At 56.6% G+C, this 25,741-nt stretch carries 23 protein-coding genes and 4 pseudogenes; 12 read left to right on the top strand and 15 right to left on the bottom strand.

The features are described from left to right. Positions 1–179: 179 nt before the first annotated feature. A complete protein-coding gene (locus EOK75_RS02275) occupies positions 180–1,208 on the bottom strand; it encodes an IS110 family RNA-guided transposase (protein ID WP_137192391.1) in 1,029 nt (342 codons plus the stop codon). Positions 1,209–1,234: 26 nt separating this feature from the next. On the opposite strand from EOK75_RS02275, the pseudogene EOK75_RS02280 reads away from it, so the two are divergent. The 3 genes and pseudogenes from EOK75_RS02280 to EOK75_RS02290 all read left to right on the top strand — a co-directional run. Further along, positions 1,235–2,113: pseudogene (locus tag EOK75_RS02280) on the top strand (transposase); the annotation flags it as partial. Between the two features lie 113 nt (positions 2,114–2,226). Next, positions 2,227–3,258, top strand: a complete 1,032-nt coding sequence (locus EOK75_RS02285; RefSeq protein ID WP_137192047.1) for an IS110 family RNA-guided transposase — start codon at positions 2,227–2,229, stop codon at positions 3,256–3,258. A 524-nt stretch (positions 3,259–3,782) separates the two neighbouring features. Beyond that, positions 3,783–4,361 (top strand): YceI family protein, encoded by a 579-nt coding sequence (locus tag EOK75_RS02290; RefSeq protein ID WP_137192392.1) that lies wholly within the window; start codon positions 3,783–3,785, stop codon positions 4,359–4,361. A 68-nt stretch (positions 4,362–4,429) separates the two neighbouring features. Here EOK75_RS02290 and EOK75_RS02295 read toward each other — a convergent pair whose 3' ends face one another. Further along, positions 4,430–5,614 (bottom strand): cytochrome b/b6 domain-containing protein, encoded by a 1,185-nt coding sequence (locus tag EOK75_RS02295; RefSeq protein ID WP_137192393.1) that lies wholly within the window; start codon positions 5,612–5,614, stop codon positions 4,430–4,432. 556 nt (positions 5,615–6,170) lie between these two features. Between EOK75_RS02295 and EOK75_RS02300 the strand changes: the two genes are divergently transcribed. Next, positions 6,171–6,506: a hypothetical protein gene (locus EOK75_RS02300; protein ID WP_137192394.1), complete on the top strand. Its 336-nt coding sequence runs from the start codon at positions 6,171–6,173 to the stop codon at positions 6,504–6,506. A 261-nt stretch (positions 6,507–6,767) separates the two neighbouring features. Here the strand turns inward: EOK75_RS02300 and EOK75_RS02305 are convergent. The 7 genes and pseudogenes from EOK75_RS02305 to EOK75_RS02335 form a co-directional block, all read right to left on the bottom strand. After that, positions 6,768–7,208, bottom strand: a pseudogene (locus EOK75_RS02305) (ZinT family metal-binding protein); the annotation flags it as partial. 4 nt (positions 7,209–7,212) lie between these two features. Further along, positions 7,213–8,829, bottom strand: coding sequence for a GMC family oxidoreductase (locus tag EOK75_RS02310; protein WP_137192395.1), 1,617 nt, complete (start codon positions 8,827–8,829; stop codon positions 7,213–7,215). 49 nt (positions 8,830–8,878) lie between these two features. After that, positions 8,879–9,349 (bottom strand): sorbitol dehydrogenase family protein, encoded by a 471-nt coding sequence (locus EOK75_RS02315; RefSeq protein ID WP_240793999.1) that lies wholly within the window; start codon positions 9,347–9,349, stop codon positions 8,879–8,881. A 1,323-nt stretch (positions 9,350–10,672) separates the two neighbouring features. After that, entirely contained in the window at positions 10,673–10,969 is a 297-nt protein-coding gene (locus EOK75_RS02320) for a PRC-barrel domain-containing protein (RefSeq protein ID WP_137192396.1), read from the bottom strand. Between the two features lie 330 nt (positions 10,970–11,299). Beyond that, a complete protein-coding gene (locus EOK75_RS02325) occupies positions 11,300–12,025 on the bottom strand; it encodes a DUF421 domain-containing protein (RefSeq protein WP_137192397.1) in 726 nt (241 codons plus the stop codon). A 106-nt stretch (positions 12,026–12,131) separates the two neighbouring features. Next, positions 12,132–12,872, bottom strand: coding sequence for a YciE/YciF ferroxidase family protein (locus EOK75_RS02330; RefSeq protein WP_137192398.1), 741 nt, complete (start codon positions 12,870–12,872; stop codon positions 12,132–12,134). Further along, positions 12,844–13,095 carry a hypothetical protein gene (locus tag EOK75_RS02335; protein WP_137192399.1) on the bottom strand — a complete coding sequence of 84 codons (252 nt, stop codon included), beginning with the start codon at positions 13,093–13,095 and terminating at the stop codon, positions 12,844–12,846. The genes EOK75_RS02330 and EOK75_RS02335 overlap by 29 nt, the downstream gene beginning before the upstream one ends. Before the next feature lie 235 nt (positions 13,096–13,330). Here EOK75_RS02335 and EOK75_RS20685 point away from each other — a divergent pair, with 235 nt between their 5' ends. Together EOK75_RS20685 and EOK75_RS02345 are read left to right on the top strand one after the other, a co-directional pair. After that, positions 13,331–13,588, top strand: coding sequence for a hypothetical protein (locus EOK75_RS20685; protein ID WP_168199121.1), 258 nt, complete (start codon positions 13,331–13,333; stop codon positions 13,586–13,588). Between the two features lie 1,407 nt (positions 13,589–14,995). Continuing rightward, on the top strand, positions 14,996–15,574 hold the full coding sequence (locus EOK75_RS02345) for an IS110 family RNA-guided transposase (protein ID WP_168199122.1): 579 nt from the start codon (positions 14,996–14,998) through the stop codon (positions 15,572–15,574). A gap of 19 nt (positions 15,575–15,593) precedes the next feature. Here the strand turns inward: EOK75_RS02345 and EOK75_RS02350 are convergent, their stop codons facing one another. Both EOK75_RS02350 and EOK75_RS02355 read right to left on the bottom strand, forming a co-directional pair. Next, positions 15,594–16,991: an NAD(P)/FAD-dependent oxidoreductase gene (locus tag EOK75_RS02350; protein WP_240794000.1), complete on the bottom strand. Its 1,398-nt coding sequence runs from the start codon at positions 16,989–16,991 to the stop codon at positions 15,594–15,596. Further along, on the bottom strand, positions 16,924–17,595 hold the full coding sequence (locus EOK75_RS02355) for a cupin domain-containing protein (protein ID WP_240794001.1): 672 nt from the start codon (positions 17,593–17,595) through the stop codon (positions 16,924–16,926). Before EOK75_RS02355 ends, EOK75_RS02350 begins: the two co-directional genes overlap by 68 nt. 191 nt (positions 17,596–17,786) lie before the next feature. On the opposite strand from EOK75_RS02355, the gene EOK75_RS02360 reads away from it, so the two are divergent. The 6 genes from EOK75_RS02360 to EOK75_RS02385 all read left to right on the top strand — a co-directional run bounded on the left by EOK75_RS02360 (position 17,787) and on the right by EOK75_RS02385 (position 24,886). Further along, a complete protein-coding gene (locus tag EOK75_RS02360; protein WP_137194252.1) occupies positions 17,787–19,364 on the top strand; it encodes an ABC transporter ATP-binding protein in 1,578 nt (525 codons plus the stop codon). A gap of 28 nt (positions 19,365–19,392) precedes the next feature. Beyond that, the gene (locus EOK75_RS02365; protein ID WP_137192402.1) at positions 19,393–21,045 is read left to right on the top strand and encodes a peptide ABC transporter substrate-binding protein; all 1,653 of its coding nucleotides are present in this window, start codon (positions 19,393–19,395) and stop codon (positions 21,043–21,045) included. A 65-nt stretch (positions 21,046–21,110) separates the two neighbouring features. Next, entirely contained in the window at positions 21,111–22,061 is a 951-nt protein-coding gene (locus tag EOK75_RS02370) for an ABC transporter permease (RefSeq protein WP_137192403.1), read from the top strand. A gap of 30 nt (positions 22,062–22,091) precedes the next feature. Next, positions 22,092–22,970 carry an ABC transporter permease gene (locus EOK75_RS02375; RefSeq protein ID WP_137192404.1) on the top strand — a complete coding sequence of 293 codons (879 nt, stop codon included), beginning with the start codon at positions 22,092–22,094 and terminating at the stop codon, positions 22,968–22,970. Between the two features lie 17 nt (positions 22,971–22,987). Continuing rightward, positions 22,988–23,917: a 2-hydroxyacid dehydrogenase gene (locus tag EOK75_RS02380; RefSeq protein WP_137192405.1), complete on the top strand. Its 930-nt coding sequence runs from the start codon at positions 22,988–22,990 to the stop codon at positions 23,915–23,917. Between the two features lie 114 nt (positions 23,918–24,031). Next, positions 24,032–24,886 carry an FAD-binding oxidoreductase gene (locus tag EOK75_RS02385; RefSeq protein ID WP_137192406.1) on the top strand — a complete coding sequence of 285 codons (855 nt, stop codon included), beginning with the start codon at positions 24,032–24,034 and terminating at the stop codon, positions 24,884–24,886. Here the strand turns inward: EOK75_RS02385 and tnpB are convergent. The 4 genes and pseudogenes from tnpB to EOK75_RS21640 form a co-directional block, all read right to left on the bottom strand. Next, positions 24,872–25,027, bottom strand: a pseudogene (gene tnpB, locus EOK75_RS21760) (IS66 family insertion sequence element accessory protein TnpB); the annotation flags it as partial. The gene EOK75_RS02385 and the pseudogene tnpB sit on opposite strands and share 15 nt — an antisense overlap. Further along, positions 24,984–25,082, bottom strand: a pseudogene (locus EOK75_RS21765) (hypothetical protein); the annotation flags it as partial. The pseudogenes EOK75_RS21765 and tnpB, both read right to left, overlap by 44 nt. A gap of 7 nt (positions 25,083–25,089) precedes the next feature. Further along, positions 25,090–25,296, bottom strand: a complete 207-nt coding sequence (locus tag EOK75_RS21215; protein WP_240793980.1) for a hypothetical protein — start codon at positions 25,294–25,296, stop codon at positions 25,090–25,092. Next, a complete protein-coding gene (locus EOK75_RS21640) occupies positions 25,260–25,520 on the bottom strand; it encodes a transposase (protein WP_338053345.1) in 261 nt (86 codons plus the stop codon). Before EOK75_RS21640 ends, EOK75_RS21215 begins: the two co-directional genes overlap by 37 nt. Between the last annotated feature and the right edge of the window lie 221 nt (positions 25,521–25,741).

Consider the following 25,741-nt stretch of genomic DNA (forward strand, 5'->3'; position numbering starts at 1 on the left):
CCAAAAGCCGCGGGCCGGGATGGTGATCAGCGGATCGGGTCCAAATCTCTACACCGAGCTTTCTTACTCTCAGGGTCTTACTGGTTTTCCCTATCCGGATCTGTTCGATCGTTTTGCCCATTCAGGTCGTCGTCTTCTTACACTCCCTTGGCACCGTCGCTAGCAGGTTGACATGAACATCATGCCGAGCCCACCAGCGCCGGATCCCTGTAATCTTCGTTCTTCGTTAGCATCGCCCATATCTGGCGGGCCATTTTGTTGGCCAGCGCGATCGCAACCAGCATCTTGGGTTTGCGCTCCAACATTCGTGACAACCAGCTGCCCTCCAAAATGGTTCGCTGCCCAAGCCAGCCTAATCGCGACATTGCGCCAATGATCAGGAGACGTCGGATATCGGCTTGGCCAGCCTTGGTCATCCGCCCCAAACGTTCCTTGCCTCCAGAAGAATGTTGCTTGGGAACAAGACCCAACCAAGCCGCAAAGTCGCGTCCAGTTTTGAACTGTTCCATGTCTGGGCCGAAAGCTTCCACGGCAACGGCCGTCAGCGGTCCAACACCCGGCATGGTCTGAAGCCGGCGCGCCCTGTCTGACTCGGCGGCCAGCGTCTTGAGTTTTGTGGTGCGCTCGATGACACGCGCCGTTTTTTCTGCAATCTGCGTCAGCAGATCCAAGCACTCCTCGCGGATAAGTGCATGCAAGTCGACGGTCTCATCTTCTACAAGGGCCGTTATGCGATTGAGGTGGTGCATTCCTACGGGAAACACATGTCCGTGCTCATATAGAAGCGCCCGCAATGCATTTAGATCCGCGGTCCGCTGATGAACCAGTCGTTCACGGCCACGGAATAAGGCTGCGCGAGACTGCTGTTCGACCGTTTTGGGTTCAACAAAACGCATCTCCGACTGGCGGGCAGCGATGACGATCGCTTCAGCATCAGCAGCATCATTTTTCTGACGTTTAACGAACGGGCTAACGTACTGTGGCGCGATCAGTTTTACCTCATGGCCAACTGCTTCCATCTCGCGCGCCCAGTAATGCGCGCTGCCGCAAGCTTCAAAAATGACCAAGCAGGGCTCCTGCTGAGCCATGAACACAGAAAACTGCGTTCGCGTCAGCCTTTTGCGGAACTGAACCTTCCCCGTTCGAAGGGCACCATGAACCTGAAAAACATTCTTTGCCAGATCGACCCCAATCATCATATCCTTCATCTCGCCGTCCTCCTCTTCGCGGGGCGTTGAACAACACCACTTTGGCACATTACGATGCCCCCTTGGGAGGGCGGGAACCACTCCATCTCTACAACCGTTGGAAACGATGGGGTGCCATGGGCGTCTTCGCCCGAATGATGGACGGATTGGCTTCCGAAGCCGCCACACCAAAGACGGTAATGATCCCCTCTCGCGGTTTGCAGACAAACCGCTGCCGGGCAGCGGACGCAACCTATCTCAAAGCGCACCGAACGGCTTCAAGCCTTGGGTTGAAAAAGGGGGGCGCGGTCGTTTGATCATTGCCCGGCAGGGCATTGCGCCGCAATGGCCCGAGAGGGGGGCCGAACCAAGGGCGGCATGAACCGGTGCCCGGCAGACGATTGGAACAATCGGCGAGAGGGACTAAATTGCATGCCGTCACCGATGAAAACGGACGCCCTATTCGCTTCTTCATGAGCGCTGGCACCCCTCTCGCGGTTTGCACGCAAACCGCTGCCGGGCAGCGGATCAGCGATTACACCAGCGCGGCGGCATTGCTGAGCAGTCTTCCGTCTGCTCAATGGCTTCTAGCAGACCGGGGTTATGATGCGGACTGGTTCCGTGAAGGCTTGGAAAACAAGGGAATAAAGCCATGCATCCCTGGCCGGAAGTCCCGCACAAAGCCTGTCAAATACGACAAGCGCCGTTACAAACGTCGCAATCGCCTTCTCGCGCATGTAAACATGCGCTGCCAGGTAACACATCGAGATCATGTTCGGGCGTTTGAAGGACTGGCCAATCGTCGGGAAAACAGTCCCCGGACTGTTTTCTGATCCTCCTCATAGGTCGCAACACGCGACGACAGATGTCCGAAAGTCTTTCTCTCTGCCATCGCCCTCGCCGCAACCGTCTTGTTCTGGCTTTGAAAATCAATGAGATGCCGTAACGGGGCCTGCGTTGCACACTGCCTGTTACCGCTTGCAAGATCAGGGGCAATTTGTCGACCATCCCGTATTGGATCCACATGGAGGGCTACAGGATGAGACTGTTTGTTGGGTTGGATGTATCGCTGGCAAAGACCGCAATTTGCGTGATCAGCGAGCATGGCAAGATCGTGAAAGAAGCGCAGGTCGCCAGTGAACCTGAAGAATTGGTGCGTTGGGCCCGCGAACAGGACGGCACTATTGCCGCCATTGGGCTCGAGGCTGGCCCATTGTCTCAATGGTTACATCGCGCAATGAGCGTTGCAGGGCTTGAAGTCGTCCTGATGGAAACCCGCCAGGTAAAAGGCGCCCTGAAGGCGATGCCAATCAAGACGGACCGGCGGGATGCCGAGGGCATTGCGCGCCTGCTTCACCTTGGCTGGTTCCGGCCCGTTCACTGCAAATCCGTCTCGGCGCAAGAAGTTCGTGCCGTGCTCGGTGCCCGAAAGGCCATCCAGCAAGGTATGATCGCCCTAGAAATGTCTATGCGTGGGCTGTTGCGGAACTTTGGGTTGAAAGTTGGTGCTATCTCTCGGGGCAGGTATGAACACCGAATCCGCGAATTGGCGGACGGTAATTCGATGCTGGAGGCCGCGACAGGCCCTATGCTTCTGGCACGGGCATCCTTGCGAAAGGAGCTGGCGGGATTGGAACGCCTTGTCCGTCAGATGGCTCAGGATGACCCAGTCTGTCGTCGACTTATGTCGATGCCTGGAGTGGGAGCTGTTGTCGCGCTAACCTACAGATCAGCCGTCGATGATCCCACCCGGTTCACATCTTCCAAGAATGTTGGCCCGTGGGTCGGCATGACACCATCACGCAACCAGTCGGGCGAACGCGATGTCTCAGGCGGCATCACCAAGGCAGGTGATGTCAACCTGCGTCGCGCGCTATGTCAGGCTGCGACCGTGATGTTGCACCGCGGGCGTTCGACCTGGCTGAGAACATGGGCAGCGCAAGTCGCCCGCCGCAGAGGTGGTAAGCGCGCCATGGTCGCGTTAGCCCGGCGCATCGGGGTGATCCTGCACCGGATGTGGGTTGATGACACAGACTTTCGATCAGACACTGCCGTGCCCCATGCGGTCTAAAAAATTGCTTTTCCTGCCGTCACGCGCCTGACTGCAGGCCTTCGAGGTCCCCTAGGGACGTGGTTCCGATGATGCCGTGCTCCGGACTGTTGCCGACCAACATCGAGCACGCCTATGAGATGGGCACATCGGAATTGCATTTGAACCAGCATCATGTTGGTAGCCATCGCGCTGACCACGGACCGAAGCATGCACCCGGGGTGATCTCAAAAGAAGGCTGTGGCGAAAGCAGAACGGCTCAGAAAACAACTGTCATCAAATCCGCAACTATGCGGCCGGATGCGTATGTCAAAAAGCACTTGACTGAGACGTCCCCGTTACCGAAGTCTGGAGCCTAGCAATTTCGCCAAAGCCCATTCAATTAAAACAGAAGCTGGCGTTCCGGAACCTAAACAAAATTGCACGGAAAGCTGTTCACTTTTGCACACCAAATGTTCGAAGGTAGTGAATTGTGCAATGGTATGGACTCGCTATTTCGGTCTGGCAGCTAATCGAACAAATTTAGTCACAGAAAAGAGATCAAAATGAAAAACTTCCTTATCACGACGGCGATGGGCGTAACATTTGCGACTGCAGCACAAGCCGAGCCAGTGACCTACATGCTTGACGCATCGCACAGCCAGATCGTCTTTAGCTATGACCACTTGGGTTTTTCAACCACGACGGGCATGTTCTCAGGCTTTGAGGGCACCATCGAACTGGACACAGAAAACCCAGCGGCATCCAGTGTTGAAGTCTCCTTTCCTGCGCAAAGCCTCATCACAGGGTGGCCCGCACGTGAAGCTCACTTTCTTACAGAAGAATTTTTCGGCGCTGACACCAACCCACTGGTGACATTCACATCAACCGCAATCGAAGTGACTGGCGACAACACCGGCATGATCACAGGCGATCTGACCATAAACGGCATCACAAAATCTGTCGTGCTTGACGCGACGATGAACCAGTTGGCAGATCACCCAATGGCAAATCTGCCATGGGCCGGTTTTGACGCGACGACAACGCTGCTTCGTTCTGATTTTGACATGGGCCAATTTGCACCGTTCGTTGGTGATGAAATTGCGATCAACATCTCCATTGAAGCGATGGTTCCTGCAGAGTAATCAATTTATAATTCAATAATTTAAGGGCCGACAGAGCAATCTGGCGGCCCTTTCTAATGACGCCTGTTCTACTCTGGCCGTGTCGCAGTAAGTTCAATCAAGACATCCACCGAAAACCCGACAGAGCTTTCGTCTGGGTAAGCTGCTCCCATGCCGAAATCACGGCGATCCAATACTGTACCACCCGAAACGGTCGCATCGCCTTCCGTGATGTCCAGATCAAAATCAAGTGTCACAGGAACGGTTTGCCCGGCCAACGTCAGCGTGCCTGTAGCCGTATGTTGAGGCCCGTCGATCTGCGCAATCTCCCCCTCGAAGACGGCTTGCGCGTGGCTGGTGACGTCAAAAAATTCAGGGCCTTTGGCTTGGTCTGACACAGCCCCCAGCGTGAGAGATGTTGTATCGATGACTGTGTTAATAGTGCCCGTGCCAGTTTCAGGATCATAGTCAACGGCGGCTTGCCAACTTGCGAAACCGCCCGTCACCTGCGCACCGATTTGCGTGATGGTGATGGATAGGGTCCCGTCTTTTACGACCCAACCTGCAGCCTGTCGCGCGGGCAATTGTGAAGTTGCAGTATCATTGTGGGTCGGTGCAAAAACGGTCAAGGCCCCGCCAATTGCAAACATCCAGACCGCCAATGCGGCAAGTAAAGATGCGCTTTTGTTGGCGTCCGTCGCTGATGCATTGCCAACCCCGCGCCCGTTCCACATGCGCGCCAACGTCCCGTCGCGATCCAGAACAGCGTGTTTGAGGGCGCCGCTAACGTGTGCAGCAACTGTTGCTGCCAAAACGATCCCCGAAATCCAATGCACATTGGCGGCTATGATCGCCAGGCTTTCGGATTTGGGAGTAAACGGTAGATTTTGGGGAAGCGGCCACCAAATAGGCGCAAAACCCACTTCGGCCGAATGCATTACCCAGCCAGAAATTGGCAACACAAAAATGGCCGCATACAACACCCAATGCGCTGTCTCTGCGGCGAACGTTTCAACGCGGCGTTCGGGATGAAGTGGGACAGGTCGCGGTTGTGAGATTGCCCAAATCACGCGCAATACCGCGAGAAAAAGGACCGTGACGCCGATTGTTTTGTGGGTCGAATACAGAACTTGAAGGAACCCCACCGTATCGCCGGAGCGCGGTGTGAATTTTCCAAGCAACCCGAGCGCTATGTCCGCCAAAATAAGGACTGCAATCGTCCAGTGAAAAACTCGGGCGACTAGCCCGTAGCGGGTGGCGGTATTCGTTATCATCGGATTCTCACTCTGTTATTTTTCGGCACTGATACATAGTTCCCTGCGCGAGCACACTCTGCTCCTGCAAACACCTCATGTGCGCCCAATGCGACGTGGTTGTTAAACGCGATCAATTTAGCAGGGCAGTTCGCAACGAGCGTGCGCGACCCCGTTCTGGAAATAGACCACAAACATGTGCCGCTCAGACTATGTGGACCTGCAGAATATTGAGTTCACCTGAGCAAGATTGCGTTGAGCCGTTCCAAAGGAACTGTTTTTGAAACATAGAAAATATCGCTGGATGAATGCCTGTTTTGCAAGACCAGCCATTGGCCTTAACTTAATCAAGGTCGGCTTGGTCCGCAGTGTGAGTTCGGCCATCAACTGATTTTGCGTTGCAGCGAAAGTCCGGTTCGACGGGCCGCGCCGCAGAATCGCCGAGGGTCATTGAGGGTCCGGTTTGGGCTGAGCACGCTTCACTCGCCGGCGAACACCGAGATTATGATAAAACCGTAGATTTCCTAGGGTCAGACTGCTATTTTTGATGCCACCTGACTCAATATGGAGATTTCAGATGAAAAAATTATTTTTGGTAGCTTGTATATCCGCCAGCATAGCTAGCTTTGGCACAGCGCAGGCCGACGAAACGGAAACAATTAAGCAAGCGATTTCGGGTAAGACAATTGTTAGCGGAACGGCTGAGATTAAACTTAGCAAGAATGGTCGTATGACTGGCAAAGCTGGTTCAACAACTTACAAAGGTGCATGGACGGTGCGGGACGGAAAGTTTTGCCGCACAATTACTGAACCGAAAAAATGGGCTGGTACAGAGTGCCAGCCAACTAAACTTGGTGGCGGCATCATAAGTCTCACGGGCCGCAACGGTCCAGCCGACTGGGCAATAAAATAGTGGTCCTGTCCCGGTTTAATTCCGGTCTCTTTCGAGCAATGTTTGCTATGAAGGAGACAAGAAATTGCGACGAGATACACTGACGAGTTTCGACGTGTGTAGGAATGCCTTTGCGCGAGGATCAAGCCATCTCGCCCGAAATCTTCACAATACAGCACGACTCCTTGCGCAGCGCCCCACGGATCCGGGTTTGGGCTGAGGTGTTTGGGACGAGTTGGCACGCCTGCCTGATGTGGCAAGCATGCTGCGTTGATGTGTGAGTTAATGTGTAATCATGCTTTCTGCGATCTCAGCCCCGCTCAGATCGGCTGGAAAATATGTCGGCCAATTGGTGACCTCCGCCAGCAGTTCCGCACGGTCATTGCCCCAGTAAAGGTGGTAGTGGTCCGACTTGGTCGGCACGATGATGTGATCGCTAAACTGGATGAACTGCGGCGCGGCTTCGTCGCCACCCGACCTTTCAAAGATGTAACGCACGCCTTGATTGCCGGATTCGTAAGTCAGAATTTCGAAGCCGTCGTTTTCGTATTGCCCTTGAACGGGCTTGCCATCCCGAAAAAACGTCACGCTGGACCCGTCGATCAGAATCCGCTCCACATCTGTGGTATAGCCCGTGTTGTAATATGCGCGATATTCTTCGACGGACTTGTCGCCGTCTTCGGCCTTATGCGCAAGCACGGCGTCCAAAGTACCGTCTTGCGTAATTTTATGCCACGCTGGCTGCGATTGCGTCCACTGCCCGCAACGACAGCGCAGCGATGGTCAGGCTTGGATTGGCCGTGGCAGAGGTGGGAAACGTGCCTGACCCCAAAAGAAACAGATTGCGATGATCGAAACTGCGCAGATCGGCATCCACAACGGCATTTTTGGCATCTTTGCCCATCCGCACCGTTCCGATGATATGCCCTGATCCCTGAATATCCGGGGAATGATTGATGTTGGTTGCACCGAGTGCGGCAAAAACCTCATCATGCGCGTCTCGCGCTGCATCCAGGCCGGCGCGCGTATAGTCGTCAAAATCATAGTGAATGCGTGGCAGCGGCATCCCATTGGCATCGCGCTTGTCGGGGGACAGTGTCACACGGTTCTCCGCATCTGGTGATTGCTCCACCAGAGAACTGATACGAATCTGGCGTGATGTCGCATCTTTGATCGCCGCGTCAAGCTCGGCACCACGTAGACCTGTTTTGGCGAGATCAGCAGCCGTCGACATTGGCGCACCTGTGGGCCAGGCGTGACCATCATTGGCAATCTCAATGCGGAAAGCTGCGCGATCTTTGCGGAATTCCCCATCACGCATGTTTTCAATTCCCGATGTCGAAAGAGGGCCACGAAATGGCCAAACCGGCTCGGGCGTCTCGGCCCAACTGAGCATGCTGGGGTGGTCCATCAGATTTCGGCCAACTTGATCGGAGCTGTTGGCAACGCCGTACTGCGCACCTTCCTGTGCAGAGTTCAGCAACAGGCGTGGGGTCTCAATACCGTGCGCCGCGACGACCACTACTTTTCCGGTGGCAGTTCCGGTGCTGCCGTCTGCACGACGGAAATCCACCGAAGTAATTTGGCCGTCTGCGCCAAGATTAAGCCGTGTCGCAGTGGTTTCGTCATGGACGACCGCACCTGCGCCTTCAGCTTGTTGCACATGAACCGTTGCGTCATATTTCGCTTGGATCGGGCAGACCGGAATGCACGATGCGTTACCGCAGCATTCGGGGCGGTCGGCACGAAATATCGAATTTCGCCCCTGTGGTGTTGCACGCAGTTGATATTTCGTGCCCTCGAGTGCTTTGCCGACCTGTTTGTCGAGATAGGTTTGCGGAATCATCGGCATCGGAAAGCCGCCGGACCTCGGCGACCCTAAATCCTCGTTGCTGTCGCCTGCCACGCCGATTTCCTGTTCAGCGGCCAGATAGAACGGCTCTAGCGTATCATAGTCCAACGGCCAATCCACCGCGTGGCCATAGAGCGATTTTAGCCTAAAATCAGCCGGCACATTGCGCAGCGTTGTTCCCAACCAGTGCCAAGTCGTGCCGCCAACCACTTTGATGTAAGTGGATTTAAAATTCTCGGGCCCCATCTGCTGATAGTAGTCACCGATCCTGTGGGTGAGAGGGTGAGGTGCGGTCGGGTCATTGGGGTAGGCCGATTCCGGCACCTTGATCTTGGCATTCCAAAAGGTCTCGACTGCATCAAACCGATCTATCCGCTTGCCGCTTTCCAAAAACGCCACTTTCAGCCCTTTTTGCGCCAGCTTCGCGCCCGCTATCGCGCCCGCGATACCGGTCCCTATGATGAGAATGTCTGCTGTGATGTCATTTGCCATTGCTGGAATCCTCGAGTCTTTGATGGGGGATCGAAAGGAAAGAGCTTGATCAAGCCTCTGGTGGATCGGCCCAGTAGCCGACACCGCCACCACAGAAACCCATAGGTTTGGTGAAATCCATCGCCTGCCAGATCAATGCCTCATCGTAAGCAAGCACTGTCAAATCGTCCGGATCGGGGGATTCACCTGTATACCATGCTGCTACGATGGCGTTGGCCAGATCACTGTCGACCGTGTCCGCAGACAAGGTTGAGATGTTATCCATCTTCCCGGTCGCATTGAACGCAGACAGCATCCCGCCCGCGATATCTTGGGGCAGGCTGTCTTGACCAATCAACTTCTCTGACAACGCAAGAAAGGCGTCGACGCCCACTCCCTGTCCAAAAGCTTGTCCGGGCCACTGAGACAGCGAAAGCATGGACATCGCCGAAACCGCTGACATAAACCCCCGACGGGAGAGGGGCGTCGACGACTTCATTTTCGAATTACGCATCTGGTTCTTCCCTTCTTCGCGGTTCATTTTTTGACGGAGAGAAACTGAAGTTATAATACATCTAACGCGCGAACTCTCTGTTTGGTTCCAAAGGCACTGAGCTACTCCCAATTTGTTGGACAGGCTCTGTGGCGACCCCGCTTAGGGGGCGGTGCGGTTTGGCGACAGCTCGGAAGGGAACTCTGCCGGTTGTGGGATGGGCTGGACGTCCGGTACCTCGGACGGATGATCCGGCTCGATTTCAGGCCTCGGAATGTCGGGCTGCGGCGTTGGCGGAAGCGGTGTGTTCGGCACTTCAACTGGTGGAGGTTTAGGGGAGTTAGGCATTGGGCGCTCCTTTTTCGGTGGGTTCCACAAACTCAACGCTGGGTGGCAGTTTTAGGTTCCGACAGCCGCGTCGCGCCACCTTTCATGCGCGTATAATAGCTTATTCACGTGCGAATCCTGAAGGCGTCCAGACGGGAGCGTGGTCATTAAGGAGCCATTTTTGCGACATGCGGTTGGTTTTGAATGCACTTGGCGCGGGTTCCGACCCGCTTTGCGTAGGGCGCAAGGCATCTCTTGAAACAGAAAGAGCAGTTCAACGCACGCAAAATCCAAAGCTCGACGAGGTGCGGCCAGTGCGGCATTGTTTACCAAGCGCGGCGAGACGTAGAAGTCAGATTTGAAGGGCGCACAGGCAAACCTTGCGTTGCTGGGGGAGGCGGGCGCATCCCATCATCGCGTTCCATTATTTCGTCTAAGGGGTCAAAACTGACCGCCTATGCAGATGATCTTACGAGAGGCTTTTTAGAGGGCGAAACCCTTTCCGGCGGGCTAGTTCATATCTCTACCGAGACGCCGAGCCTGGCCCGGCGCAAGCGTGGGCGCGGGTTTTCCTATAATCACTTAACTGTTAAAGTTCTAAAATCGGCAATCCTAAGGGACCCGCCTTGCCTCAAAGGTAGACAAGGCGCGGATTGGCCCACTTGCCATTTCATCCGCGTGGACGGATGAATGAATTCACACAAGCGCATAGAGCCGTTTGCAAGCGATGTGCATTGATGACGTATCCGTAAACACCACCTTTATCCCCCCGCCATTAGCCGAAGCTCCTACATTCACTTCCGCATAATCGCGGTGGCCGCAGCGGCGCAAGAAGCGCAGGTCAAGCTTTTGACCGGTTTGTTCCTAGGGGGATACGCGGCTGCGGGTGGGTGAGCGCGAAGTCTTGGGGTTTATGGCGTCGTGCAAAGCCGCGCGTGTGTTCAATTTGGACTGATCGCATTTGCCGTGGCTGCCCGCACAAACAAGCCCCCAGAACCGTTGATTGGTTCTGGGGGCCGATGCGGAATAATCGGGGAGGGTGGATCAATGATGATGTTCTGGCAAAGCTTCGACCTGATCGCGGGTCATGTCAGTTACGGCGTGGACGGTGCCATTGTCATCGCGCATTACGTCAAGCTGGTTAAGCTGGAGCGCTACCGGCTTTGTGCCGATGCCAAGAAAGCCGCCGACGTCAACGATCACACGAATGCTGGCACCATCACCATGTAGATGCGAAATTGTGCCGATTGTCTCGTCTCGTCCGTCATAAATCGTGGCACCTGTCAGATTTTTTTCATTCAGCTCGGCAGCTTCAAGGCGGTGGTGAAATGTGTGGTCCATAACGAAACTCCTCTGTGTTGATGTACGTGAGGTCAACCCACTAAAGCCCGCACCAGTTCCCAAATCCTTGAGTCATTTCATGCGGTTTTGGGCTGGCTCGTCCCGCAACTCGGCGATACTTGGGAGGCAGGCATTTTAACACTCGGGAAGAGTGGGAACCGACGATCAAAATAATCTCGGAGCCTAAGCGTGCGATTGCTGTATGCGTGACTTAGAGCCTAAAGACGTCAAAGGCGGCCGATAGGGAACTTCAGTCTCAAGAGGTCAAGCGTTGACCCCGCAATTGGCGCTTTTATACTGTTAACTATAAGAAATAATGCAGTGAGCTGGCTAGGTTTCGTCGCTTCGGCCATCAACATTGATCGCTGGCGTCCATTGTTTGGCGTTGCACTCCGGGCAGGCGGATGGTGTTTGGGTGGGGCCGTGGGTCAAGCTGCCGCAGCAGCAGCAGGCCATGGCGTGCCCAGCACCAATTGCAACGTTGGGGCCGGATACCGGCGGTGGCCGCACATCCCATGCGGGTTCAATGGGCAAGCCGCGGCGCGCGGGATCGGCGCGAAACGTACTGAAACGGCCCGAGGTTTCCAGATACCCTTGGCGAACTTCACCGAGATTGCAGATGCCTTGGCTGCGCAGGCTTTCAAATAATTCGCTTTTACCAATATTGTGGTAGCGTAGCGTATCGACGATAACCACACCGTCGCGGATCACTTCGCAGGTGCGACCGTCCAGCGCCTTTTCGACACTTTTGTAGCGATAGATCAGCGTATCCAGAGCTTTGTTGATGACGACAACCGCGGTAATGACCAACATCGCGTGCAGCAGCGGCACCTCGGGGTAGAACATCGCGTCTCCGACGGCAGAGCCCAAGGCGATCACCAACAAAAATTCGACGGTCGACATTTGTGCAATGCCTCGCCCGCCCACCCAGCGGATCAGCGCCAAGGAATAAGCGTAAATCAGACAGGTTCGGAAAGCGATCTCCAGGTAAAACAGCGCAGGTTCGCTGCCCAAAAACATGCGGTCAAAATCAAAGGGAATAATCGGATCGTCCATGAAAATGCTCCGGTTCAAAGGCGTCAAGCGGGACAAGTGGCTCTTGCCCCGCTTGATTTTTACTACGCACAGCCGCTAAGACTGCGCGCGTCTCACTAGCGACGGGCTATTTTTTCGCCTTGGCCGAGGACTTGCTGTCATCACTGTGGCTGTCTGTATCGTCCTCGTCATACTCACTGGCGGCTTCGTTGATCGACCCTTCGGCCAGATCTTCCAGCTTGGTATGAGCGGCGTTTTCCTGATCGAGAATTGACTGCAAAAGCTCTTGCACGTCATCCAGACCCAATGCGTCGGCGAACCCTACCAAGCTGGTATAGCGGGCAATTTCGTAGTGTTCGACCGCCTGACAGGAAAATATGATGGCCGCATCCGAAGCAAAACTGCCGCCAAAATCGTCGAGGATGGATTCAGCTTCTGTTAGAATGCCATCAATCGCGTCGCATTTTTCGCCCTTGGCCCGCAGCCCCATCGCTTCAAATGCATTTTCTAAGGTTTCGATTTGCTCGGCGGTTTCTTCGCGGTGGCTGGTCAGGGCCTCAACCAGCGCGTCATCTTCGGCGGCCTTAATCATTTTTGGCAGGGCGCGGTAAATTTTCTTTTCCGCATAATAGATGTCTTTCAGGCCATGTTCCAAAAGATCGGACAAGCCTTTGTCGGACGATGTACGTGCTTTGGCGGTCGCTTTGGTTTTTGCTGCGGACTTTTGCGCAACAGCGCTAGCGCGTTTGGTGCGGGCCTTTGCGTCCGGTTTTGCCTTGCTGACGGTGCGGGTTTTGCCGCTTGTCGAGGTTTTGGTTTTCTTTTTGTTTGCAGTGGCGTTAGAATTGGATGCTGTTGACGTGGCCATGAATCTTTCCTTTGGTCAAGCCGGGGCAAGCCCCGGAGCGTGGATTGAAAAAAAGTTGATACAGATTGACAAAAACAGTTTTTGCGTTTTGGGCGGCGATGTGTGCCGTCCCACCATTAGAACCCAAATTCCCCGACTTTAGTTCCTCGCGGATCAAATTAATCTGACCGTATTGGCAGGGTTTGGTCACCGACGGCGGCTTTTGGCCGAAATCGTCCTTCATGGGGGCGCATGGTTTTGCTAAATCGCACTTGCCGCGCCAGCGGCCGATTGCGACGTGGTGGTTTTGTGCCGCCGAACGAACTTCACCATCTCACGCGACGGCCTTGTCAGAGGAAACGGGCTTGAGTTGGGCCGGACCTCGGCCTAGCCTTACCCGCCCAGATCGAACTGACCAAGGGCGGCATGAATACCAAGCTGCATGCGATCACAGACACTAGCAGACGGCCCGTCCGATTATGACCGCCAAAAAAGCCTTCACCGTTCGGGCTGAGAAGTTCACTCGAGTGCAATTCGAAACCGGCTGGGACTCGATCAGGAGCGAAATACTGAGTGATCACTCGTTCGAACTCGCCGGTCGTTCGAACCCAACCGTCGGCCCTCACGGAAATACCGCCCAGGACGAAGATCGGTTGTTGTCCTGGCGCAATGTCAGTTCCCGTGCAGTCTGCTTCATCCAGATAAAAGAAATGCATACCAATATTCGTTTCGTCTAATAGCCAAGTCCAAACATGGCAGATTATGCCCCGGAAATGAATTTTATCTTCGATTTCTTTAGCAGAGATGTGGCGGATCGTCATCAGCGACTGGCAGCTCTGACGGGCCGCACCGCAGCATGACCGAGGATGGCTGAACGGCAGGCCTGGGCCGTCTATGCCGCTCTTATCGACGCTTAGCCTGGCGATGCTGCGCGGCAGAGAATGGCGGCAGTGAGCCCATTGTGTCCGATGCTGCGCATTGCACGAATGTCCGTCATCATGAAAGTTTCCAAAAACCTCCAACAACCACATGGGGTTTGAACGGGGTTTTTGGCAGCGTAGATCGGCGTGGTTTTTGCCTGTGCCAAAAAGGAGCATTTTTGGAACGGACGCTGATGGCAGCTAAACGTCAGTTCAGTCACCTTTTTTGTAAAACCTTGATCTGAGACTTACCAAGCGCAGATTGAAAGCTCATCGTTTTCCCAACAAGCCGGGTCCTCAGTGGAACGATTAAGGTCGTGCAACTGGCCGTGCATATGGTTCGCGTAAGCTTCTCCGGTCCACATACCCTGAGCGTAATTACCTTCGATTGGACCCACAGTAGCTGCATATTTTGCGTTTCCGGTTACTACCGTGAAGGAACCTCCAACATCAGCCTGAAAATAGCAGGATCCACTATGATAAATAGTGCCATGTTCCGCGATACGGCATTGGATTTCCCGAGGCGCAGTTCCATCAGGATACATATAGGGTATGAAGGGTTCATCGGCTTGAGACGGACCAGACATTACTGCAATCAGCGTGGCTAAGGATGTCAGAACAGTTTTATACGGCATCGTAACTCCAACATTATTCCAAGATCACTTGGCAGCGTATTATGGAAAAACTATGGCGAAATACACGCTTAAGAAAGTCGGCGATTACTTTGCTAATATTTGACAAGCAACATCGACTCTAAGTTCGCCTGAAAGATCTGCCAAAAACCACCGTTTGTTGAACGGTTCGCTGAAACCGACATTGGCGCACTTGCGGCGAATGTCAGAAAAGTCCCGCACAGTAGCCATGTACGGGTCAAAATGCTGCCCGATCGACCAACCTTCGGCTTTCGGTAAATTGCGCAATAGCGGCCTGTACCTCAGCCTAGGTCTGCTCTTGCCTCTGCGCGTTGTGAGAGCAACTGCTTGTGATTAGTTACATCGCTGCAGACGGCATACAGAATCTCTGGTGTGCCCGCTGCGATTGCGTAATAAAAAGCTAAGATCAGTTTTCGTGAGCTCCCTGACGAACATCAAGACTTGGTCTTTTCCCCGTTGCTTCGCGCGGCGCGACTTATGTTGAACTATATAGGCTTTGATGATGTGACCGCCCCCCGCCGGCATCAATATGCCAAGGTGGGTCTACGAGGATCCACAAAGGAGGACGGTCATGTCAGAGATTACCACGGTCGGGCTCGACCTTGCGAAGAATGTGTTTCAGGTCCATGGGGCTGACGCCTCGGGTCGGGCGGAGTTGCGTAAAAAGCTGCGGCAGGATCAGGTGCTGGCCTTCTTCAGCCAGTTGCAGCCCTGTGTTGTGGCAATGGAGGCCTGTGGCGGCGCGCATTTCTGGGGCCGCGAGATCGGCAAGTTGGGCCACGAGGTGCGGCTCATCCCGCCCGCCTACGTCAAGCCCTTCGTCAAGCGCCAGAAAAATGATGCCGCTGACGCAGAGGCGATCTGCGAAGCAGCACAGCGCCCGACGATGCGCTTCGTGCCCGTGAAGAGCGAAGAGACCCAGGGGGCAGCGATGGTCTTTCGGGTCCGAGAGCTTCTGATCCGGCAGCGCACGCAGGCCATCAACGCCCTACGCGGCCATCTGACAGAGTTAGGGCAGATCGTCCCGCAAGGAGCGGCGAATGCCGCGAAGCTGAAGGATTGGCGTCGTGTGGCAACGCGCTATGACAGATGCCCGAAAGTCTTCCTCTCAGCCGTCGCCCTGGCAGCAACGGTTCTGTTCTGGCTATGAAGTTTAACGAGCCTGGAGCCTAGCGACCAGCGCGGCGCATCTTCAAGCGGTCATCCATGCGGTATTTCATCATGAAGAAGGGCATGAACCAGGGTTTGCCATTGTAGAGGGGGATCGGTGCCGGTGGCTTGAAGTCGAAGGCGGAGGGGGCTTCGTCTTTGCTTCCCAAGAGTTTATGCGCCGCCTTGCGGCCGATCCAGGGGGCCCAGACCACCCCGGAGCCGCAGAAGCCGGTGGCGTAATGCACGCCTTTCTTCTCGAAGATCCGCGGGATCATGTCGCGGTGCATGGCGACATTGCCGTACCAGCTGTGGGTGATATCGGTGCTTTCCAGCTCGGGAAAAATCTCCAGCAGGTTGCGGCGCAGATAGGCGACGGGTTTTGACGGATCCTCAAGCGTGCTGCCATCCCGGCCGCCAAAGAGGATGCGCGTGCCATCGGGGGACAGGCGGAAGTAAAAGCCGAGGGTGCGTGTATCGTTCAACATCATGCGTCGAGGCATCAGTCTGGAAATCAGTTCGGGTGCTAATGGCTCGGTGGCGATGATACGGCTGCGAACAGGCACGATGCGACGGCGCAGCCAGGGGGTCGCGCTATCCGTATATCCGTTGGTGCAGACTAGTACCTGCCGGGCCTTCACAGTTCCGCGACCGGTCCGCAGAGTAAAGCCTTCGCCCTCCCGGTCAATTGTTTCCACGGCCGTATCAGAATGCACGACAGCCCCCGCGGTCTGTGCGACGCGCAGCAGTTCGGCGATGAGCTTGGCAGGGTGCAGCCCGCCGATATCCATGCGAACGCTGCCCCCGCGGAAGAAATCCGTGCCGATATACTTGTGCTGCTCGCTTTGCGGCACTGCGTAGGATTCTACGCCAAGCGTACGTTCCAGATGTTCTGCTTGCCTGGCCATCCGTTCGTAATCGTTGGTGCCGAGTGCCCCGCCGAACCGCCCGACCAGTTTGAAGTCACAATCGATCCCTTCATTCGACAACATGTCATAAAGATGCTGCCGCGCGACTTTCCCTTCGAGGATGATCGCATCAGCGCGGGCTTGGCCAAACTTCTTAACCAAAGTGGCATGATCCAGCCTAATGTTTCCGCTCGTGATGCCACCGTTGCGCGAAGATGCGCCTTCGCCCGGGTGCTGCCGGTCATAGATTGCTACGGAACGCCCGGCCCTAGCCAGCGTCATCCCTGCGGTCAGCCCTGCATAACCGGCACCGACGATGGCAACATCCACCTGCCGCTCAAGCGGCATTTCAGGCAGAGGGGCCACAGGCGCAGCTTCCCACCAATAGGGCGTGCTTTTCAAAGCGATATTTTCAGCGGGCATCACTGGCTCCTGCGGGGTGTTATAGGTGACGATCAAATTGCACAGCGCCGATAACCCAGAGAATGCGCGCAGGTGCGTCGCTTTCATTTCTGAAGCCATGGTCGAGCGAGCTATCAAAGACGAAACTATCGCCCTCTTTTAAGGTGGCGCTCTGCCCGTTGACGTGGAGGGTCAACTCTCCCTCGAGGACAAGGCCACCTTTTTCCGCAGGGTAACTCAGCGCGGTGTTGCCAGAGCTGCCTTCGGGCGCGAGCGTGAGGATCATCATCTGTAGATGATGATTTCCGCCCGAGGTCAGTAATTCCTTTTGCAGCGGGCCTAGATCGATATGAGGGCGTTTCTCAGCGCGGCGCAGGAATGGGGGGTCTTCGGTCGAGCTTTCGGCGGTATCGCTGAACATTTCCTGCATAGGCATGTTCAGTGCTCTGCGGAGCGCAGTCAGGACCCGCATTGATGGATTTGCAATATCGCGCTCAATCTGGCTGATCATCCCAACCGAGACGCCGGATTCCCGCGCCAGCTCTTGCAGAGACAAGCCTTTTTCGTGGCGCTGTCGCCGAAAAGTCGAACCGATTGGGGTGTCGGGGGCGGGCGTTGGTGTGGTCATGTGCAACCCTGTGCAGAAGTTCGCAAAAAAGGCCAAATGCCGCCTTCTGTTTTCAATACTGAAAGCTCGCAGCAAAAGTTTCAAGGAGATATTTAGATTATCACAAATTTTGGGCGTGACTAAGTAAAAATTTTCACTATATTGATAAATCTAATTTCAATAATGAAAAATCTTTCGGGAGGGCAGGCCGCGTGACCGCACAAGTCGAACGCTTAGAAAAAACGGCTGACCTGGTGCTTTCGGTCCGCAATCTCACTGTTGATCTGCCTAAGGGGATGGAGCGCGGACATGCTGTGCGGGACATATCCTTTGACTTGCCCCAGGGAAAAATCCTTTGCGTGATCGGCGAATCGGGCTCGGGGAAATCGGTCACGGCGAATGCGGTGATGGGGCTGTTGCCGCCCTTGATGCGGGTGTCCTCCGGGGAGATACTATTTCAGGGGAGGGACCTTCTGGCGCTCGATGAGTCGTCGTTGCGTGAGTTGCGAGGCCGGGTTGTCTCCATGATATTTCAGGACCCCCTGTCGGCGCTGAATCCACTCATGACCGTGGGTGATCAAGTGATCGAGGTAATGGCCGCGCATAATGAGGGGGCGCCTCAATCGCGAAAGGCACGTGCGGTGGAGCTGTTGACCGAGGTTGGCCTGCCGGACCCCGCGCTGATGTTACATCAATACCCGTTTCGGCTTTCCGGTGGTCAACGCCAGCGTGTGATGATCGCCATGGCGTTGGCGCTCGAGCCCGACCTCCTAATAGCTGATGAACCAACAACCGCCCTGGATGTCACCACGCAAGCCCAGATCCTCGAACTGATCCAGCAAATCCAGCGCAAGAAAGGCATGAGCGTCCTGTTCATTACGCATGATTTTGGCGTTGTGGCTGAGATCGCTGACCAGGTGATCGTGATGGAAAAGGGGTTGATGGTCGAGCAAGGCGATGCCGACTCCGTTTTGAGTGCGCCGCAACACCCCTACACCAAGCGCCTGATTGCTGCTGTTCCTAGGTTGAACAAGAACAATCGCGCTGCCGGATTGGATCTGTGTGGTTACGACGAAGCCCCAGTGCTGGCTGTCGAAAATCTCAATAAGATCTACCGCAGCGGCGGCGGCTGGTTTAGACGGGCGCGGGAAGTCAACGCCGTTCAGGATGCAAGTTTTAATTTGTGGCGGGGCAGGACGCTGGGAGTCGTCGGGGAAAGCGGGTCTGGCAAAACTTCCCTTGGGCGCCTCCTGATCAAGCTGCTCGACAGTGACAGTGGCCGGATTCTTTACCGCGGTCAGGATGTTGCCCGAATGAAGGAGAAAGATTTTCGTCCACTGCGCCCTAAGATCCAGATGATTTTTCAAGACCCCTTCGCGTCGCTCAACCCTCGCTCCACAATTGGTCATATTTTGACGGTCGGCCCGATCGCGCAGGGTATGAAGTCTGCCGCCGCAAAATCCAAAGCGCTAGGGATCTTAGAAAAAGTCGGGCTAGACGCTGGGGTTCTTGGTCGTTATCCGCACGAATTTTCGGGCGGACAGCGGCAGCGTGTTGGGATTGCGCGAGCCTTGATGTTCGACCCTGACGTGCTTGTGGCGGACGAAGCGGTTTCTGCACTTGATGTTTCAATTCAGGCGCAGACCCTCAAGCTCCTTGACGATATCCAGCGTGAGACTCAGGTTGCGATGTTCTTTATTACCCATGACCTGCGCGTCGCCAGTCAGATCTGTGACGAAATTCTCGTGATGCAGAAGGGCCGGATCGTGGAATCCGGGCCGCCCTCACAGATTTTTCACGCCCCGCAAAACGCCTACACGCGCGAACTGGTCGCGGCCATTCCGGGCAGAGACCACGTTCTGCAAACGGCCTGAAACCCATATCCTAGGGAGGATTAAGACTATGACACTTGCCAAGATGAACCGCCGCGAGGCCCTGACGATGATCGGGCTGACAGGTGCTGCAGGCGCGCTTGCGCCGAACCTGCTGGTCAGCGCCGCCTATGCCGGACGCCCCGAAGCCCCGACCGGTCAGATCGTTGTCGGGACCAGCCAGGAACCCACCGTTTTCAATCCGCTGATGCCGCGGATCGAAGTCGACGATGGGGTTCAGCTTTCCCTCTTTGACGGCTTGGTCCGGATCAGCCCCGAGGGCGAATTCATTCCCGCCCTGGCGGCAGAGGTGCCGACGATCGAAAATGGTGGCCTCTCCGAGGACGGGCTCAACTGGCATTTCAAGCTGCGCGATGATGTGACTTGGCACGATGGCACGCCCTTCACCGCGGAGGATGTCAAATTCACCCTCGAGCTGGTGATGGACCCCAATTTCCGCAGCTGGCGGACCACCGGCCATGAGCTGGTGCGCGAGATCGAAGTCATTTCCCCGACCGAGATCAAATGGCGGATGGAGGAGGCCTTCGCCCCCTATATGTCGATCCTGGTTGAGACCATGATGGTGCCCAAACATATCCTCGGCCCGCTGGAAGACCGCAACGAAGCGCCCTTCAATCAGGCCCCGATCGGTACCGGTGCCTTCAAATGGGGCAGCCGCAAGGCCGGGGATCACCTGGAACTGGTCGCCAACCCCGATTATTTCGGCGAAGGGCCCTATAGCGAGCGGCTGATCTTCAAGTATATCCCCGATATGACGGTGCTCTACACGCAGTTCAAGAGCGGCGACATCGATATTATCAGCAACCAGTACATCACACCCGACAACTACGCCGAAGCCAAGGAACTGCCCGGCAAGGAGGTGAGCGTGGTCCCGTCCTCGACGGTGGAGACGGTGTTTTTCAACACCGAAAAGCCGCAGTTCCAGGACAAGGCGGTACGTCAGGCGATCTATGCCGCGCTGGACAAGCAGACCATCATTGACGCTATTTACTACGGCTTGCCTACGCCGGCCGAAAGCTATTTGCCCCAACAGTCCTTTTTCTACAACCCTGACCTGCCCAAGCATGAATACAGCGTCGAGACAGCCAACAAGTTGCTAGATGATGCTGGCTGGGCACGCGGCTCAGACGGTATCCGTGAAAAGGACGGCGTGCGTCTTTCCTTCAGCAACTCCACCACATCCGGCAACCACTTGCGTGAACAAGCGCAGCAATTCATTCAGCAAACGCTGGGCGAGGCCGGAATCGAAATGACGATCGAGAATAAGCCGCCTGCGGTCATGTGGGGCGAATATTGGACCCAGTCCCAATTTGATTCCGTCATCGTCGGCATTGTCTTTACCACCGGTGCCGATGCGGATGTCACCGTGCGCTTTGCGTCTGACGCTATTCCCGCCAAGGGAGGCCGAGGGTCGAACACCGGCCAGTACCAGAACGCCGAGGTTGACACTTTGCTGGAAGAAGCGGGGCGTATCTTTGATCAGAAGAAACGCAAGGAAATCTATGCCCGCGTGCAGGAGGTCATCCGCGACGACCTACCGCTGCTGCCGTTGTTCCAATATGCGACTGTGCGCGGCCATAAAGAAGGTCTCAAGGGGATTGAGCCGAACATCAACACCCGGATCGATACCTGGAACACCGCCCAATATTACTGGGACAATTGACCATCTGATGGGGCGCGCCTCGGAGCGCCCCATCCTCCGAACCCCGCGAAAAGGTTGACCCGAACATGGCTGGATATCTGATAAGACGTCTGTGGCAGAGCATCATCTTGCTGATCATCGTGTCGATGATCGGCTTTGGCGTGTTGCATCTGACCCCCGGAGGCCCGCTCTCGCAATATGCGCTGACACCGGGCATGACTCAGGAAACCATGGACAGGATCGCCGAGCAGATGGGCCTGAACCGGCCCATTCCCATTCAATATCTCGAGTGGGCCTGGCGGCTGCTTCAGGGCGATTGGGGCACGTCCTACCGCGACCAGCAGCCGGTTTTGACCGTTATCGGGCGGCATCTCTTCGCCACGCTGCTGCTGATGCTCAGCTCCACCGTGATCTCGATCGCAATCGGCACATGGATCGGCATTCGCGGAGCCACGAAACGTTATTCCGCCTTTGACTATACCGCCACCGTCGGCGCCATGATCATGCTGTCGATCCCGACTTTCTGGTTTGGCCTAGTCGGCATCTATGTGTTCTCGCTCAAACTCGGGTGGCTGCCGGCCGGCAATATGTACACCATCGGCGATGGCTCCTTCCTGAACTATCTCCATCACCTCATCCTGCCCAGCATCGTGCTGGCGCTGGTCAATATCGCGATCTGGAGCCGCTACATGCGCACCGCGACGCTGGATGTGATCAATCAGGATTTCGTCAAGACCGCCAGGGCCAAGGGCGTCAGCGAACGGCGCGTACTCATGAAACATGTGGTGGGCAATGCGCTGTTGCCGATGATCACGCTGGCGGGGATGCAATTGCCCAACCTGCTGAGCGGTGCATTGGTCACCGAAACCGTCTTCACCTGGCCCGGCATGGGGCGGCTGTTTCTCGACAGCCTTGGCTACAATGACTACCCGGTGGTCATGGGCCTGCTGATGTTCTCGGCCATCTTGGTGCTGCTGGGCAACCTGATTGCCGATCTCGTCGCCGCCACCATCGACCCCCGCATCCGCCTCGCCTGAGGCCGCGACCATCTGCGAAGGAATACCCATATGACCGCAGTCGAAATTCAAACCACTCCGCATCGCTGGTGGCGCAGCCTGGGGGTGCAACGCTTCGCCAGCCACCGCCTGGCCATGGTCGGGATGGCGATGCTGTTCCTCCTGGCGCTGGCCTGTGTGGTAGGGCCCTATTTGCTGCCCTATGATGAATTGCACATCGATTTGCGCGCGCGATTTGCGCCGCCGCTGAGCGGGGATCATTATCTCGGTACCGATCCGCTTGGCCGTGACCTGGCCGCAAGGCTGCTGATGGCCGGGCGGATCTCGTTGATGGTCGGCTTTTTCGCTATGGTGCTGTCGACGGCGATCGGCACCGTGATCGGTGTGGTGGCCGGCTATTACGGCGGCAGGGTCAATGCCTTCCTCATGCGCTTTGTCGATGCCTTCCTGGCTTTTCCCTCGATCTTCCTGCTGCTGGCCCTTGCGGCATTCATCAATCCCAGCCCAGTGATGATCACGATCATCATCGCCGTCACCAGCTGGATGGAGATCGCCCGCATCGTCGAGGCCGAGGTGAAATCCCTGCGCGAGCGCGATTTCGTCATGGCGGGGCGGATGCTGGGCCTGCGCAACACTCATATCATGTTCCGCGAGATTCTGCCCAACATGGTCGGGCCGATCATCGTCGCTGCCAGTCTGACCGTCGCCCGCGCGATCCTCTTGGAAGCCTATATCAGCTTTCTGGGCTATGGCATCCAGCCGCCCTTGCCAAGCTGGGGCAACATGCTGAACGGCGCGCAGCAATATCTCGCCTCTGCGCCCTGGCTGGCGATCATTCCCGGCATCACGATTACCATCGCGGTGACCAGTTTCAACTTCATCGGCGACGGGCTGCGTGACGCCCTGGACGTGCGCAACGATCCCGCCTGACCCCACCGGAGGCTGCTTTGACCTTTCTTGCCAATATGGACCGCCCGCGTGCTGAAATGCTGCGCGACAAATTCGCTAAGCTTATGCCCGAGACCACCGTCGTTCTTGCGGATGAACCTTTTGCCAAATCCAATGTGCGCTACATGCTGACCTGGCAGGTGCCCGAGGACATCAAGACCGCCTATCCCAATCTCGAGGTGATCTTCTCGCTCGGAGCCGGGGCGGATCAATTCGTCATGTCTGATGTGCCGGAGGGCGTTCCGATCGTGCGGCTGATCGACGACGGTTTGACCGCGATGATGCAGGAATATGTGACAATGGCCGTGCTCGCCCTGCACCGCGACCTGCCGGGCTATATCGACAATCAACGCCGGCAGGTCTGGGAGCGTGTGACGGTGCCGCCGCCAACCCGTGATCGCCGCGTCGGCGTGATGGGGCTCGGCGAGCTGGGGCAGGGGGCCTTACGGGCGCTTGCGCCATTCGGCTTTCCGCTTTCCGGCTGGGCGCGCAGCCCGCGCAAGATTGACGGCGTGACAACCTATCATGGGGCCGCGGGTCTGGCACCCTTTCTGGCGCAGACCGATATCCTGATCTGCCTGCTGCCCCTGACCGGCGAGACCCGCAACATTCTCAACCGCGATCTTTTCGACAGCCTGCCGGAGGGGGCCGCATTGGTGCATGTGGGCCGCGGCCAGCAGCTCGATCATGACGCGCTTCTCGCGGCCTTGGACGCGGGCAGGCTGCGAGCGGCGGTGATCGATGTCACCGCCCCAGAACCCTTACCCGCCGGCCACGCCTTCTGGAGCGACCCGCGCATCCTGCTGACCCCGCATATCGCCTGTATCACCCGTCTGGAAACCAGCCTGCGCGGCATCTGCGACAACCTGCGTCGGCATCAGGCCGGTAAATCCCTGCGCGGCGTCGTGGACCCGGAACTTGGCTATTAGGCCGGGCAGGCAGGACGCCATCAGAATGCCAGGGAGCCCAGTTTTACGGCGCCGGACCAGGGTCGCGGTGCCCGGATGTCACAGGCCCGGCGCAGCGCGGAAGGAGAACGCGGCATGACCATTGCCCCCGCTGCCAATGCAGCGGCGCATTCGGCCCTACCCGACGCTTTGCGCCGCGCCATTGGCGCCGCCCATGTGCTGACCGAGGCCAATGATCTGGAGGCGCGGCTGGTCGAGGATCGCGGCCTGGCGCGGGGCTCTGCGCTGGCGCTGCTGCGGCCCGGCTCCACCCATGAGGTCGCCGCCTGTCAGCGCCTGTGCCACGCGGCCGGGATGCCGGTGGTCCCGCAGGGCGGCAACACCGGGCTGGCGGGGGGCGGCGTGCCCGAGGGCGGAATCATCCTGACCACCGACCGGCTCAACGCCATCCCCGAGGTGGCTGCGACCAATGCCACGATGACCGTCGATGCAGGATGTATCCTCGCGCATATCCAGCAGGCGGCCGATGCGCAGTTTCCGCTGTCGCTGGCCTCCGAAGGCTCGCCCCAGATCGGCGGCAATCTCTCGACCAACGTCGGCGGCACCGCGGTGCTGCGCTATGGCAATACCCGCGATCTGGTGCTGGGGATCGAGGTGGTGCTGCCAAACGGAAGAATCCTCAATGATCTGAATGGTTTGCGCAAGAAAAACACTGACTATGATCTGCGCAATATGTTCATCGGGGCCGAAGGCACGTTGGGCATCATCACCGCCGCTGTGCTGAAACTCTTTCCCAAACCTCTGGCGCGGGCCACGACGCTGGTCGCCTGCGCCGATGCGCCGCGCGCGCTAAAACTTTATGCCCGTATGCGCCGCCGCGCTGCGGATACGCTCTCGACCTTTGAGTATATCAACCGGATGGCCCTGCAGATGGTGATCGACCAACCGTTTGTAAGCCATGACCAGCCCGGTGCCGTCCCAATACAGTAACTTCATCCGATCTGCCCGCTTTGAGCGGAACACAAAAACGGTCCCCCCTCTCGGCAGATTTGCTTTGCAAATCGCCTGCCGGGCAACGCGTGAACGGGTCCTTGCGCAGCTCGTTTTTGACAAGCGCTGCCAGACCGTCATGACCCTTGCGGAAGTCCACCGGCTTGGTCGCGACACGATCCGCACCCGGTTTGATGGGAACATCATAAGGCGGCGTTCAAGACGCGGGCAATCTCGGCAATGCGCGCCGCTGATGTTCTTGCATCCAATCGCACGGTGACAGCACCGCAGATCAGATCCAAAGGCGGCGCAGGTTCGGGTGCCGCCTCAACATCTTTCCGCACAACCAAAGCTGCAAAGTTTGGCTCCTCCGTCACAGCGGGCAGAACCAGTTTGCCCTCGCGTGCCATCCGCCGCCATTCCCCCTCTCGGGATCTTGCAACGCAAGACCCTGCCGGGCAACGGACAAATGATTGGCCCGCATATCATACCGCCGTGCCACAGCGCCCACCGTCGTCCCCTCAACCAACGTCTCGGCCACAATTTGCGCCTTCACCGCTTCCGGCCACCGGCGGTGACCACGCGGCCCAACAACCATATCAATGTTACTGAGAAGCTCCGTTGAGCGCTCCATGGAGAAACTCCCTGATAATCCATCCAATAAGGCTGAATCTCAGATCAGACGATCACAAGGAAGGTGGGGTGGGCGCTTCGATAACGCATCTTATGCTTGGCAAAAAACTCTTTCGTATCCCAGAGGTGCTTGGCCGTGTGCCTGATGCTTGCGTGTCCATTTCTGACCTGCTTACATCAGTTGATCGATCTGATCGACGTCGCCATCCAGAGTCCGGCACT

This window comes from Pseudorhodobacter turbinis (assembly GCF_005234135.1).
Classification (GTDB): Bacteria; Pseudomonadota; Alphaproteobacteria; order Rhodobacterales; family Rhodobacteraceae; genus Pseudorhodobacter; species Pseudorhodobacter turbinis.

Coding starts and splice junctions, on each gene's coding strand:
- EOK75_RS02275 (WP_137192391.1), bottom strand. CDS start 1,208: ATGAAGGATATGATGATTGGGGTCGATCTGGCAAAGAATGTTTTTCAG.
- EOK75_RS02315 (WP_240793999.1), bottom strand. CDS start 9,349: ATGAACCGCGAAGAAGGGAAGAACCAGATGCGTAATTCGAAAATGAAG.
- EOK75_RS02320 (WP_137192396.1), bottom strand. CDS start 10,969: ATGGACCACACATTTCACCACCGCCTTGAAGCTGCCGAGCTGAATGAA.
- EOK75_RS21640 (WP_338053345.1), bottom strand. CDS start 25,520: ATGGAGCGCTCAACGGAGCTTCTCAGTAACATTGATATGGTTGTTGGG.
- EOK75_RS21215 (WP_240793980.1), bottom strand. CDS start 25,296: ATGGCACGCGAGGGCAAACTGGTTCTGCCCGCTGTGACGGAGGAGCCA.
- EOK75_RS02385 (WP_137192406.1), top strand. CDS start 24,032: ATGACCATTGCCCCCGCTGCCAATGCAGCGGCGCATTCGGCCCTACCC.
- EOK75_RS20685 (WP_168199121.1), top strand. CDS start 13,331: ATGACCGCCAAAAAAGCCTTCACCGTTCGGGCTGAGAAGTTCACTCGA.
- EOK75_RS02285 (WP_137192047.1), top strand. CDS start 2,227: ATGAGACTGTTTGTTGGGTTGGATGTATCGCTGGCAAAGACCGCAATT.
- EOK75_RS02335 (WP_137192399.1), bottom strand. CDS start 13,095: ATGAAGGACGATTTCGGCCAAAAGCCGCCGTCGGTGACCAAACCCTGC.
- EOK75_RS02370 (WP_137192403.1), top strand. CDS start 21,111: ATGGCTGGATATCTGATAAGACGTCTGTGGCAGAGCATCATCTTGCTG.
- EOK75_RS02330 (WP_137192398.1), bottom strand. CDS start 12,872: ATGGCCACGTCAACAGCATCCAATTCTAACGCCACTGCAAACAAAAAG.
- EOK75_RS02295 (WP_137192393.1), bottom strand. CDS start 5,614: ATGATAACGAATACCGCCACCCGCTACGGGCTAGTCGCCCGAGTTTTT.
- EOK75_RS02290 (WP_137192392.1), top strand. CDS start 3,783: ATGAAAAACTTCCTTATCACGACGGCGATGGGCGTAACATTTGCGACT.
- EOK75_RS02310 (WP_137192395.1), bottom strand. CDS start 8,829: ATGGCAAATGACATCACAGCAGACATTCTCATCATAGGGACCGGTATC.
- EOK75_RS02360 (WP_137194252.1), top strand. CDS start 17,787: ATGGAGCGCGGACATGCTGTGCGGGACATATCCTTTGACTTGCCCCAG.
- EOK75_RS02350 (WP_240794000.1), bottom strand. CDS start 16,991: ATGAAAGCGACGCACCTGCGCGCATTCTCTGGGTTATCGGCGCTGTGC.
- EOK75_RS02375 (WP_137192404.1), top strand. CDS start 22,092: ATGACCGCAGTCGAAATTCAAACCACTCCGCATCGCTGGTGGCGCAGC.
- EOK75_RS02325 (WP_137192397.1), bottom strand. CDS start 12,025: ATGGACGATCCGATTATTCCCTTTGATTTTGACCGCATGTTTTTGGGC.
- EOK75_RS02300 (WP_137192394.1), top strand. CDS start 6,171: ATGAAAAAATTATTTTTGGTAGCTTGTATATCCGCCAGCATAGCTAGC.
- EOK75_RS02345 (WP_168199122.1), top strand. CDS start 14,996: ATGTCAGAGATTACCACGGTCGGGCTCGACCTTGCGAAGAATGTGTTT.
- EOK75_RS02365 (WP_137192402.1), top strand. CDS start 19,393: ATGACACTTGCCAAGATGAACCGCCGCGAGGCCCTGACGATGATCGGG.